Consider the following 14,621-nt stretch of genomic DNA (forward strand, 5'->3'; position numbering starts at 1 on the left):
CGAACTAGTTTTTAATCATCTGTTTTAATTACACCTGTTGAAATTGAACCTTTCTTCTGGCACCTGTCCATTTTTAATATTTAATGACAGGTTTTCTTTTTCAACAGAAGTGATTGAACTAGAAGAGTAAGATACTGTACTTACTTCTACTTTTAAAGAAAAAACTGGACTTACTAGAACAAGCACACGCTAAAGCTGCGGAGTTATTTTTTTCATTTGACCCATTTTATTTCTTCCTCTCTTTCATCATATCTACAAGATTACAAAAGATGAAATTATACTTATACTATTCACTTCAGATTAAAATATAATCACCTTAGATACAGTAATCTTATTATATATATCTTTCAATTTCCTTTCGTAAATGTTACAAAAGTCTTTCAACCGACTCATTTTTTTCTGATGTAACAGGAAGAGTAAACCAAAATTCACATCCCTGTTTCCCATCTTGGCGGTCCCGAACACCAATTTGTCCTTTATGCAGTTCAACTAGCGATTTTGCAATAGCTAAACCAAGCCCAGAGCCTCCAGATTGTGAACTTCTTGATGGATCCGTTCTAAAAAAACGGTCAAATATACGCAATTGATCATCTGGAGAAATCCCTTCCCCTTCATCACACAAAGTGAATTGAACTTGCTGCTTCTGTTTATTTTCCTCTACAATTAATTCGATTGTTCCACATGTAGGAGAGTGCCGAATCGCGTTATGCAACAAATTATTGATAACTCGTGCTATTTTACATGGCATAATCCAAATTCGTGGTAATGTCTCAGAAACATGCAATTGCAAATCAATCTCTTTATCTTGCAATAAGATATCATGTGAATCTATTACTTTTAATAGAATGCTATCTACATGTATTAAACTTGGATGAAAAACTTCTTGTCCAAGTTCTAACTTAGAAAGGTCAAATAAATCATTAATTAATCCACTTAATCGTTGTATATCATTTAGGATTGTCTTTAAATATTGTTGTTTCATATCAGGGTCTTCTATTAATCCATCTTGTAACGCTTCTACCATCAATTGTATGCTAGCCATAGGAGTTCGTAAGTCGTGGGAAATATTCGCAATCAGCTCTGTACGTGCTTTTTCTCCTTTTTCTAACTTAGCAAAGCTTTCGTCTAGTTTTTTGGCCATTTCTTGAAAAGCTTCTGCTAATTCTTTAAATTCTTCCGGTTCTTTTCCTATTATGTACATCGTTCCAAATTGTCTATCACTAAATTGTTTGGTTAAGGCAATTAAATTTTGAATAGACCTCATTATAGGACGTGTCATTAACCAGTAAATAATCGTAGAAATAATCATTGCTACAATTACTATTACTATTAATAATCGTGTCTGTTCTGGTCTAAGTAGCATTTGCCTTTCACTGTACCATATAGAAATCACCATGATACCCGTGCTTAATAGATTCATCAATAACAGTTGATATCGTAACTTCATTTATCGTTTCCTCCATCTGGTTCAAAACAATAACCGATGCCCCAAACCGTATGAACCCAACGATTCTTTGTTGTATGTTTCTCCAATTTCTCACGTAAACGACTCATTAATACAGTTACTGCATTTGTGCAACCTTCATACTCAAATCCCCAAATTTGTTCAAGAAGTTGAGACCGTGAAAACACCTGTTTAGGATGTTTTGCCATGAGATAAAGCACCTCAAACTCTTTCACCGTTAGCTCTATTTCATATTGACAAACAAATACACGTCTTTTCGTTGGATCAATGTTCAAATCTAGAAACTCTATCATTCCTGATTCAGGCTCTATTCCTTGAGGTGTTACTTGATTTCCTCTTCTTAGTATAATTTGTACCCTTAATACTAATTCACGAGGCGAAAAGGGTTTTGTTACATAATCATCTGCCCCCATTGTTAATCCTAAAATCCGCTCCCTTTCTTCTCCTCTCGCGGTTAACATAATAATAGGTACATTGGAATGTTGGCGAATTTCCTCACATAGTTCCCAACCATCTTTTTCTGGCATCATCAAATCTAAAATAATTAGATCTGGTTGAAATTGTTGAAATATATTCCATCCTTCTGCTCCATTCACAGCAGTGTATACCTCATACCCTTCCCTTTCTAAGTACCGTTTACATATCTCCCGTATATTATCTTCATCTTCTATAATTGCAATTCTTGTTTTCATACATTAAATCTCCTCTGTTCCTTCATCAATGGCGAATGATATAAAATCAATATTCTTAAGTTCATATTAGTTTATATACATTACATTTTTCTTTCAAAAATATAACAAAACTCTTTCACAGCCATCATAAAAAATTATCACTCAAGTAAAAAAGTTTCTTTTTCTATAGCTGAGAAAAAGAAACTTTTCACTTTAAAGATATACATGTGACTTAACCTAAATGGTATTTAGAGCAACCTTCTTTTCTCTAAATTAATTTTTCATCTCCCGTTACATTATGAATCTAACCTTTTAAGTGACTTTTGAAAGGAGCCTCTTACTTCTATGCATAAAATATAACGTCTACTGAAACTAGGAGTTGTACTTCAAATTCAAGTTACATTATCTCTATTAAATCCAGTTTTCTTTGCCTGATCAAATCACTTCAGACCACCTATATTTCTACAAGATAATCGTCTGATTTTTCATTTTCAGAGATTTATTTGCTAGTTATGATTACATGCTATTTGGACTAACATCACCAACTGAGTCACCGTTATAAATTGGGAAAAACAGAGTAACAGTAGTTCCTTTCCCAACTTGGCTTTTTATACTTATTTTCCCACCATGACTTTCAATAATTCGATAACTCATCATGAGCCCAACACCCGTCCCTTTTTCTTTTGTACTATAAAAAGGTTCACCTAGTCTTTTAATTCTTTCTGAAGGAATACCTACTCCTTTATCTAAAATACAAATCTTAACCTCGGTACTATTATGTTTTTTCACATTAATGATGATTTCTTGACCATTTTTTATAGCCTCAATAGAATTTTGTAAAATACTATAGAAAACTTGTTTTAATTGAATTTCGCAACACTCAATCAATAAGTTTTCAACATCCATGTTCAATGCAATACGAATATTCTTCATAATTGCTTGTGTACTTATTAAGTCGACTACATTATCTAATATAGTACAAAGGTTTTTCGGTTCAAATACTGTAGCATTCGGTTTTGCAATAGATAAAAATTCTTGAATAATTTTTTCAATACTACTGATTTCAGAAAGTATTAGGCTTAAATATTCTTTATCCTTTCCTACTTCCTGCTGCAATAATTGCATGAAGCCTTTAATTACTGTTAATGGGTTACGAACTTTATGAGCGACCCCAGCTGCCAATTGCCCTACTGCATTAAGGGTATCTGATTTCTTTAATAATTCCGTCGTTATTGTACGCTCTGTAATATCACGTACAATAATCATAATTTCATCCTCAAAAAGCGGTAAAAGTCTTGCTTCAAAATAATAAATTTCATCATCTAGTTGTAGAGAATAATCTATTAATACAGGAGCGGATGAAGTTTTTATTTGATTAATAGCCTTCTCAAATTGCTTTATGATAGGAACCGGTAATATCTCTTGGAATTTCTTCCCTATAAATTCTTCAATTGGAACATAAAATTTGGATACAGAATTAACTTTACAATCCTTAATGGTCCCATCAAGTTCTGACAAAAAATACAAATCAGGAATTGCTTTAAAAATTAATTCTAGTTCAGTCGAGGTTTGTTTAAGTTTCTCTTCCATCCTCTTACGCTTAGTAATATCAATTCCAATTGCTCCGAAACTCCATCCTAAAGTTGGAATACTATGTAATATATTGGACCACATAATAGTTTTTATCTCACCATTTTTACATGTGATATCCATCTCCCAATCTCTAAAATCGTGACGATTAGGTCTATGAGGATGTAGCAATTTCATCGCTTTTGGATTGTTAATTATTTCATCTGCATTATATCCAGTTACTAATTCACATTCCCGATTCCACATAATAATATTTCCTTTTTCATCAATAGCATTAATCATAATCGGCATATTTTGTAATATACTACCTAAACAATTTTCCTCATGATTTGTTATCGCATTCATTTGTGAATCTTTTTCATGAATTTTTTTAAGGTGTAATTGTTGTGTTGCCATCTCTTCAATTAGATTTGCAATGCATTTAAAATGTGTTATATGAGAATCCGCAATAACCTCTTTATTACTACTTGTTCCTATAACAAAGGTTGCTATATGCTCCTGCTCAATAATGATCGGAATATGCATTTCTTGGGACGATTGGATTTTTGGATTATGAAAAAAAGGGTCACCTTTGGAAAATATAACATTTTGATTATTATCAAGGAGACAGAATGGAACTTTAGTTAAATTATAAAATTGCTCTGTTATATTCTTAAACTCGTTTATATTTATAAGATCTTTAAGTGTGTATTTCATTATTTAACCCATCTCCTTTATATTTACTATATCTTTAAGACTCCCAATATAAATTTTCCAACTAGAAACAATAAACAATTCCCTATTACAATGATGGATTCGTTCTGAAATACCCTAGGATCAACCGCATACTTGTATAGAGTAATAATACAAAGGTTTAAACTATAAAAAGGGCCGCAAAGCTTTCTTGTTTCACCTAAATAAAAATCAATTGTATTTCTTTCTGAATTAACGGCACGCTATAAGTAAATCTATTATCTTCTTACTTTTATATAAACTATTTAATTCTAAATCATACTGATAAACCTAGTTTATAATCATTGTACAAACAAAAAATAATCTATATTTCCCTATTACCTTTACTACGTCGCTTACCGCTAACAACATATTACTTAGCTGATAGTATGAGCATTTTCAAACTTGATAAATTCCTTATACCAGCTAAAGTTTTTTATTATCTCATCCGTTGACGGGCGAATAGGACTCCACCTAAAATCAACATCACCATACCTGCAATAATAGAAATCATCTCCATTGATGTTCCGCCTGTTTTAGGAAGCCATGCTGACGTCTTATTATTTTCTTTAGTAGGCGCAACCTCTGTATTAATCTTTGAAGCTGTATTTTCTTTTGTTGGTGGAACTTCTGTATCAACCTTTGGAGGTGCATTTTCTATAGGATCAACAACTGTTCCATCTTTTATTTTTATATTCGTAATGTCGTAACCTTTCACCTCGGATTTATATCCATCTACTGGTTGTTCTTCCACTTCATACTTGTAGGCCTTACCTTCTACATCGTATGCCGCTAAATCTTTAAATGCATACTTCCAGTTATTTGCTTCACTTACTTCTTGTGTCGCAATCACTTGACCATTTTGTAATAAATCTACTTTGATTGTTTTCGGACGATCTGTTGCGTTATCATCTTTCCACGTCTTTGTTCCTTCTACTTCTGTTTGACCTACTTTTGTATTCGTGATGTCATAACCTTTTACTTCTAATTTGTATCCGTCTACTGGCTGTTCTTTCACTTCATACTTGTATGCTTTTCCTTCGGCATCGTATGCCGCTAAATCTTTAAATGCATACTTCCAATCGCTTGCTGCACTTACTTCTTGTGTCGCAATCACTTGGCCATTTTGTAGTAAGTCTACTTTGATTGTTTTCGGACGATCCGTTGCTTTGTTATCTTTCCACGTCTTCGTTCCTTCTACTTTCGTTTCGCCTACTTTTGTATTTGTAATGTCATAACCTTTTACTTCGGATTTGTATCCGTCTACTGCTTGTTCGTTCACTTCATACTTGTACGCTTTTCCTTCCGCATCGTATGCCGCTAAGTCTTTAAATGCATACTTCCAATCGCTTGCTGCACTTACTTCTTGTGTCGTAATCACTTGGCCATTTTGTAGTAAGTCTACTTTGATTGTTTTCGGACGATCTGTTGCGTTATCATCTTTCCACGTTTTTGTTCCTTCTACTTTTGTTTGACCTACTTTTGTATTCGTGATGTCATAACCTTTTACTTCTGATTTGTATCCGTCTACCAATTGTTCTTTCACTTCATACTTGTATGCTTTTCCTTCGGCATCATATGCGGCTAAGTCTTTAAACGCATACTTCCAGTTATTCGCTTCACTTACTTCTTGTGTCGCAATCACTTGGCCATTTTGTAGTAAGTCTACTTTGATTGTTTTCGGACGATCCATTGCTTTGTTATCTTTCCACGTCTTCGTTCCTTCTACTTTCGTTTCGCCTACTTTTGTATTTGTAATGTCATAACCTTTTACTTCGGATTTATATCCATCTACCGGTTGTTCTTTCACTTCATACTTGTATGCCTTACCTTCTACATCGTATGCCGCTAAATCTTTGAATTCATATTTCCAACCTGTTGCTTCACTTACTTCTTGCTTTGTGATGACCTGACCGTTTTGTAGTAAGTCTACTTTGATTGTTTTCGGACGATCTGTTGCGTTATCATCTTCCCACGTTTTTGTTCCTTCTACTTTTGTTTGACCTACTTTTGTATTTGTGATGTCATAACCTTTTACTTCGGATTTGTATCCGTCTACTGCTTGTTCTTTCACTTCATACTTGTACGCTTTTCCTTCCGCATCGTATGCCGCTAAGTCTTTAAATGCATACTTCCAGTCGCTCGCTTCACTTACTTCTTGTGTCGCAATCACTTGGCCATTTTGTAGTAAGTCTACTTTAATCATTGACGGACGATTTGGTGCGTTATCATCTTTCCACGTCTTTGTTCCTTCTACTTTTGTTTGACCTACTTTTGTATTTGTGATGTCATAACCTTTTACTTCGGATTTGTATCCGTCTACTGGTTGTTCTTTCACTGTATAGATGTAAGCTACTCCGTTTGTATCGTATGCTTGCAGTTTTTCAAATGTATACTTCCAGTTTGTTTCTGCTGTTACTTCTTTTGTGTCTACTACTTTACCATTTTGTAGTAATTCTACTTTTACTACGCTTGGTCGATTTGTTGCGTTGTTATCTTTCCAAGTTTTCGTTCCTTCTACTTTCGTTTCGCCTACTTTTGTATTCGTGATGTCATAACCTTTTACTTCGGATTTGTATCCGTCTACTAGCTGTTCTTTCACCGTATAAATGTAAGCTACTCCGTTTGTATCGTATGCTTGGAGTTTTTCAAATGCATACTTCCAGTTTGTTCCCGCTGTTACTTCTTTTGTGTCTACTACTTTACCATTTTGTAGTAAATCTACTTTTACTACGCTTGGTCGATTTGTTGCGTTGTTATCTTTCCACGTCTTCGTTCCTTCTACTTTCGTTTCGCCTACTTTTGTATTCGTGATGTCATAACCTTTTACTTCGGATTTGTATCCGTCTACTAGCTGTTCTTTCACCGTATAAATGTAAGCTACTCCGTTTGTATCGTATGCTTGGAGTTTTTCAAATGCATACTTCCAGTTTGTTCCCGCTGTTACTTCTTTTGTGTCTACTACTTTACCATTTTGTAGTAAATCTACTTTTACTACGCTTGGTCGATTTGTTGCGTTGTTATCTTTCCACGTCTTCGTTCCTTCTACTTTCGTTTCGCCTACTTTTGTATTCGTGATGTCATAACCGCTTACGCTAGATTTATATCCCGCAATCGATTGTTCTTTCACTTCATATTGATAAGCTACTCCATTCGCATCGTATGCTTCCAAATCTGCAAATATATATTTCCAACCCATTACTGCTAGTACGTCTTGTGTTTTGAATACCTTACCGTTTTGTAGTAAGTTTACTTTGATCATTGCTGGACGGTCTGTTGCATTTCCGTCTTTCCATGTCTTCATTCCTTCTACTGTCAATTTTGCTACTTTTGTATTTGTAATGTTGTAGCCATTTACTTCCGATTTATAGCCCGCTACTGGATGCTCTTTTACTGTGTAAGTATAAGGAACACCATTCGCATCATATCGTGCCAAGTCTGCAAATGTATAATTCCAATTTGTTTCCGCTGTTACATCTTGTGTTTGAATTACGTTATCATTTTGTAATAAATCTACTTTGATTGTTGTTGGTCGATCTGATGCATTGTTGTCATTCCAAGTTTTCGTTCCTGCTACTGTTGTTTTCGCATCTTTCGTATTCGTGATGTCATAACCTTTTACTTCAGATTTATATCCATCTACCGGTTGTTCTTTCACTTCATACTTATACGCTACTCCATTCGCATCATATGCCGCTAAATCTTTGAATGTATATTTCCAACCTGTTGCTTCACTTACTTCTTGCGTTGTGATGATCTGACCATCTTGTAATAAGTCTACTTTGATCATTGACGGACGATCCGTCGCATCGCCATCTTTCCACATCTTTGTTCCTTCTACTTTTGTTTGCGCTACTTTTGTATTCGTGATGTCATAACCTTTTACTTCAGATTTATATCCATCTACCGGTTGTTCTTTCACTTCATACTTATACGCTACTCCATTCGCATCATATGCCGCTAAATCTTTGAATGTATATTTCCAACCTGTTGCTTCACTTACTTCTTGCGTTGTGATGATCTGACCATCTTGTAATAAGTCTACTTTGATCATTGACGGACGATCCGTCGCATCGCCATCTTTCCACATCTTTGTTCCTTCTACTTTTGTTTGCGCTACTTTTGTATTCGTGATGTCATAACCTTTTACTTCAGATTTATATCCATCTACCGGTTGTTCTTTCACTTCATACTTATACGCTACTCCATTCGCATCATATGCCGCTAAATCTTTGAATGTATATTTCCAACCTGTTGCTTCACTTACTTCTTGCGTTGTGATGATCTGACCATCTTGTAATAAGTCTACTTTGATCATTGACGGACGATCCGTCGCATCGCCATCTTTCCACATCTTTGTTCCTTCTACTTTTGTTTGCGCTACTTTTGTATTCGTGATGTCATAACCTTTTACTTCAGATTTATATCCATCTACCGGTTGTTCTTTCACTTCATACTTATACGCTACTCCATTCGCATCATATGCCGCTAAATCTTTAAAGGTATATTTCCACCCTGTTGCTTCACTTACTTCTTCTGTTTTGATGACCTGATCATTTTGTAGTAAGTCTACTTTGATTGTTGTTGGTCGATCTGATGCGTTGTTGTCATTCCAAGTTTTCGTTCCTGCAATGAATGTAGTTTTCACCTTATTTGGAATTGGTAACTTAACTCCATTTACAGAACCGGATTTAACTTCAAAACTTATTTTTTCTTGAGGATCGAAATCAACATAGTCTGGCGCTGAAACTTCTTGCACATAATATTTACCTGGCTGTAAATTAAGGATTTCAATTATCCCTTTTTCATTTGTTTTATGTTCATTTCCAACTTGCTCACCTGACTCTTTATACAACTTAAACGAAACATTCGGGATTACTTTTTCTTCATTTCCTGCAAGATGCTTAACAATTCTTAGCGTCCCTTTTGAAGGTAACTCACCTTCAGCACCACCGCCAGCTGCCATGTTTTCGACTTGATAACTACCTGATTCAGAAACTGGATCTTTATACATAACTTGGTAACCAATCGTATAATCATTCTTAAAGAATTCTTGCTTCTTTCCAGCTTCCGTTATAGTAGATGTATAAGAAATCGAAAAAGCGGCAAGACGTGCTTTATCCCTATAAAGCAAAACTTTAAATGCAGTATCGCTAGTAAATGTAATCTTTCCATAACCTTTAGATTCAAAGTCTTGTAGTGATAAACTTTGTCGGCCTAGATAATTATCAACACTTATCCTGAAACTATCTTTATTAAGTATTTGACCTTCTTGCAAACTATCAGACACAACAATATCACGGCTTAACTCTTCTTTATTTAAGTTTATGTTCAAGAACCAACGTACTTCATTGTCCTTACCTGAGAGCATATCACCAGTTTTATAAAAAAACGGCTGCTTTCCAGGATCTGTACCACCGCCACCACTTGGGCCGGTAATCGTTACAGTTTGCTTGTCTAAATTTGTACCTAAATTTGTTTCAAACTCTTTCTTTTCACCCGTTCCTGCATTAGTAGCTTGTACTCTAAAGTTTAAATACCCTCTAATATTTTGATGTATATCTGCTTTATCATTAAATGTACATACCACCGTACCTGAAGTTACTTTACAAGTACCATAATCACCTAAATCAAACGTTGTATTCAAGCCGTTTAATTCTGGGGGTAGTGCTAATGTTAGTGTGTCTCCAGGTTGCAGCTTAATTCCGTTTTTTTCACTGAAGTTTACAGTTATTTTAGTCAGTTCTCCGCTCTGAAGATCTGATTTATCCAACTTAAAACTATCCACAAGTCCTATTGTATTTAACTCTTTTGCACTCGCAATTATAGGCGCCAAACTCTGACCTATAGTCAACATAAAAAGCATTAAAATTAAAAAAACCGAAGTTATTCTTTTTATCATGTCATTCTCCCATCAATTATTATTAGATGGCTTCTAATATGACTATGACTTAATAGGTTGATGGCATTTCTGCTCTTTCAACTGTTATAAACTTAAAAACTTGAAAATTGATTGCTATAAGCCTTCATTTTTCTAATGCAATATTCTCTTTACTAATTTTAATATTTACAAACTAAGCAATTACTGATAACGTTGTAATCAGAATCATTACACTATTTCATCATCCCTATCAAATCTCGAAATCTTATGTTGTATCATATCTGCCATCTTAAAATGAGCATAAATCTCTGATTAATAATGTTTTCATTTAAATGCCATTGATTTACTCATACTATTCCTCTTCATTTATAGATTCATAACATGAGTATGTCCAAGTTTGATACCGCATTTTTAATGATTCACAATTTTTATTTACCAAAATCTTTTGCCCCCTCCTAAAGGCATTTTTCATGCTCTCCTCCGTAATATAAGACTATTTTGATAACAAAAATAGATTTTGTAACTTTTGTAACTGATTTTGTAATTAATGAAACCAAACATAAACCAAACGAAAACGAAACATAAACCAAATATAAACCAAGCATAAACCAAACATAAACCAAACATAAACCAAACATAAACCAAACATAAACCAAACATAAACCAAACATAGAACAAACACAGGCCAATACCAGGTTTTAGATAAAATCTTATATCCCCCCACATGGCAACTATATTCACAATTTATTGTAGATGATAAAAAACAGTTGCTAAAAAATCTCTTGTTTAATAAATAAAATTTGTAAAACTGTAGTACTGAAAATTATCAGCACGAATGATAATTTTTATAAAAAAGAGAGTCTCATTTTTCAATGAGACTCTCTTTTTTATATATTTAAACAGAATTTTCAGCTCTATCATTCAAAATAAATACTCGAGTGAAAACCACCATAATTACTACAATAACTAAAAAATATAGGGGCATGACTACTAAGGAACCTGTATGCAGCTGGCTCATTCCCCAAATTGTCAGCGTGACTATTATATAGTACCCTAAGCTAAATAATGCGCCTGCTGTACCAATGACATTTTGAAAATCTACTAATGCTAGACTGAGACAGTTAGGTAACGCTATCCCAATTCCTAATAGCAATATAAACATCGCTACTAAAAATCCAATCATATATATTATGTTGGGATTTGATCCAACATAAGTAATAACAGATAAAATGACTGCTCCCCCTGTCATTACAATACAACCTATATATATGATTTTCTCCGGTTTATAAATAGGCAGTAACCGTTTTGAAACTTTCGCTCCAATAATAGAAGCAGACGCAACTACAATTCCTAGAAATCCGTACATACTAGGTGATAACTGAAAGTATTCAATAAAGATAAACGGCGCTTCTGCGTAGTAGCTAAATAAAACACCATTCGCTCCTCCAATTAATAGACCGTATGTTACTACTTTCGGATTTGTAATTAATCTTTTTAACACTGAAAAGACATTTATTTTATTCGCTACTGAGTCCATTTTTGTTTCCGGAAGAGAAACAAAAGTATACAGAAAAATCCCCACACTCATAACAACTAAACTTAAAAATACTATTTTAAATCCAAACATTTGATCCAGAAAGCCCCCAATTAGCGGACCTATCGCTGGTGTAAAAGCAATGACTGCCGAAATTTGAGCGAACATAACATGACGTTTATGCCCTTCTACACTTTCACGAAGAATCGTTTGTGTCACAACTGAGCCAGCACTTGCTCCAAACGCTTGAATAAAACGACTTAACAATAAAAATTCAATGGAACTTGCAATATAGCATAAGAAACTTCCAGCGCCATATACTACAATTCCAAGTAGCATCGCCCGGCGACGACCAATTATATCTGATAACCATCCAATAAAAAATACACCTAAAGCAAATCCAGCAAAATAAACACTAAGCGTTAACTGCACCTCATTATTACTTACATGTAGCGCCTTTGAAATGTCTGGTAAAGACGGTGTGTAAATTGTTTCACTAATTTGCGGAAATGCCACAAGAATAATCATTAACCACAGTGATGGTACTGAGACTTTTTTCATTTTTCATACCCTCCTATAACTTTGAAAATCTCAGAAATGAATAGACTTTCCTTAGCTACGGAACAGGAGGGGCCATTATAGAAATTCGATCATAAAACAACAAAGAAAACACCTCAATTACGCATGTTAATACTTATAGGAGGGTAATATTAACATTGATTTTACAATATAGTCTTTCAATTATATGATAGGTTGTATTTGTTTTCTAGTGTTCATGATCTGAATATTTGTTAGTACACGAATGTCCTTTCAATTCTCTCGGAAAATTAATACGATTTAAAAAGCGCAACTAAACAACTGAAACGCCCCTTCAATTGTTAAAATCAGTCTCACAATTGAAGGGGCGTTTTTTTATTGCTAAATTTTCACTGATTGTTCTTTTTGATAGATAATTTCACCATCAATAATTGTTGTTTCTACTTTTAAATCTTTAATTTGGTTTGGATTGACACTTAAAATGCTGTCATTTAATATAACTAAATCCGCCAACTTTCCGGCCTCTATGCTTCCTTTTATCTCTTCTTCAAAACTCGCATAAGCACCATTCCATGTGTATAGTTTAATAGCTTCCATTACGCTTATAGATTGATTAGCACCAACCTCTATTCCAGACTTGGTTTTTCTATTGACAGCAACATGAATTCCTAATAAAGGATTATAGTCAGTAACTGGTGCATCCGATCCACCTGCTGCAATGATGCCACGATCAATAAAATCACGAGCAGCGTACATGTGATTCACACGATCACCATAGTGCTCTACATATATCTCTCCGAATTCATATGGAAATGGAGGATTTGGAATAGGAATCATCTCAAGTTTTTTCATTCTCTCTTGTAAATCTGGTGAAGAAATTCCCGCGTGCTCGATTCGATGACGGTGATTTTTTCTTGGTGATTCCTCTAGCGCCCTTTCTACACAATTTAAATACATTTCAATAGCTTTATCGCCTTGTGCATGTACAGTGATTTGATAACCTTTTTTATGCGCTTCACCTAAAACCCGGTAAATTTCTTCCTCACTATAATAAAGAATGCCATAATTGGTAGGGTCACTCGAGTACGACTTACGGGTTGCAATTGTAGGCCCGGTGCTACTTCCATCTGTAAACAATTTAGCTGGTCCGACTTTGAATCTCTCATCTCCGGTACCAGTTACCACACCAGCTTCGACCATTTTATTAACAAATTCATGGGAGTTATTTATTTGGCATATCATTGCATATATTCGGACACGAATATCCCTACTCTTCACAGCTTGTTGTAGTAAACGATAACTCTCAGCTCCATCTCCACCTGCGTCATGTATACTTGTTATGCCCGCTGCAACGAAATGATCTGATGCAATTTTCACAGCCTTCATCATTTCACTTTCTGTATAACTTGCAACCTCGCTCATCCTCATATTTGCTGCTTCAATTAACTTTCCTGTAAGCCTACCTGCCTGATTCTTTTCAATAACCCCCCCACTCGTGTTCGGTGTGTTCTCGTTAATTTGCGCAATTTCTAATGCTTTGCTGTTCACCACGCTTATGTGGTGGCAAGTACGGGTTACAATAATAGGGTGTTCAACTGAAATTTCATCCAGCTCAGTAATTGTTGGATAACGCTTTTCCTTCACAGCGGTTTCATTAAAGCCCCAAGCACGTATCCATTCACCTTTTGGCGTTTCTAATGCCTTCTTTTTCAGACCATCTAACAAAGCCTCGATAGAATCAATATGTTCAGCTTTACAACTGACAGCCAACTGATTTAGTCCATGAGAAATGATGTGAAGATGGGAATCAATGAATCCAGGAAGAAGCGTTTTTCCTTGCAGGTCAATTACATCCGTTTTTTCTCCTATAAAACTCTTAACCTCCTGATTTGAGCCAACAACTACGATGCGATTATCTTTTATTGCTACAGCTTCGACCACTGTATTCTTTTTGTCTACTGTAATAACTTCTCCATTTATCAATACAACATCAGCTTTCATAAACTCAACCCTTTCGGAATTATTCTTTTCGAGTAATTCATTCAGTATTTAAAGTTATATCTCTCAATAGGCTCTTCCGCTTTTCAACAAGATTTCTCAATAATTAATTAAAGTTGAGCTAAAGTGAAACTTTAATCAGTGGGGGGGGTTTCATCCCCCACTGATTATTAGCCCTCACCAATCGGGTTTTTACGGGCAGTTGATCTCCCACCTAACTTCTTTGCTCCAGCC

6 protein-coding genes are annotated in these 14,621 nt (G+C 34.8%); all 6 read right to left on the bottom strand.

Annotated elements, in window-relative coordinates:
- Positions 1-367: 367 nt before the first annotated feature.
- Entirely contained in the window at positions 368-1,447 is a 1,080-nt protein-coding gene (locus tag EXW56_RS16355; protein WP_088059485.1) for a sensor histidine kinase, read from the bottom strand.
- On the bottom strand, positions 1,444-2,157 hold the full coding sequence (locus tag EXW56_RS16360) for a response regulator transcription factor (protein WP_002199785.1): 714 nt from the start codon (positions 2,155-2,157) through the stop codon (positions 1,444-1,446). The genes EXW56_RS16355 and EXW56_RS16360 overlap by 4 nt, the downstream gene beginning before the upstream one ends.
- A 495-nt stretch (positions 2,158-2,652) precedes the next feature.
- On the bottom strand, positions 2,653-4,422 hold the full coding sequence (locus EXW56_RS16365) for an ATP-binding protein (protein ID WP_002199784.1): 1,770 nt from the start codon (positions 4,420-4,422) through the stop codon (positions 2,653-2,655).
- A 454-nt stretch (positions 4,423-4,876) separates the two neighbouring features.
- A complete protein-coding gene (locus EXW56_RS16370; RefSeq protein ID WP_215596776.1) occupies positions 4,877-10,339 on the bottom strand; it encodes a Cna B-type domain-containing protein in 5,463 nt (1,820 codons plus the stop codon).
- A gap of 874 nt (positions 10,340-11,213) precedes the next feature.
- Positions 11,214-12,413: a multidrug effflux MFS transporter gene (locus tag EXW56_RS16375; RefSeq protein ID WP_002199783.1), complete on the bottom strand. Its 1,200-nt coding sequence runs from the start codon at positions 12,411-12,413 to the stop codon at positions 11,214-11,216.
- Between the two features lie 357 nt (positions 12,414-12,770).
- Positions 12,771-14,390 (bottom strand): amidohydrolase, encoded by a 1,620-nt coding sequence (locus tag EXW56_RS16380; protein ID WP_215557266.1) that lies wholly within the window; start codon positions 14,388-14,390, stop codon positions 12,771-12,773.
- Positions 14,391-14,621: the final 231 nt, after the last annotated feature.

Origin of the sequence: Bacillus mycoides, from assembly GCF_018742245.1 — a bacterium.
GTDB lineage: Bacteria > Bacillota > Bacilli > Bacillales > Bacillaceae_G > Bacillus_A > Bacillus_A cereus_U.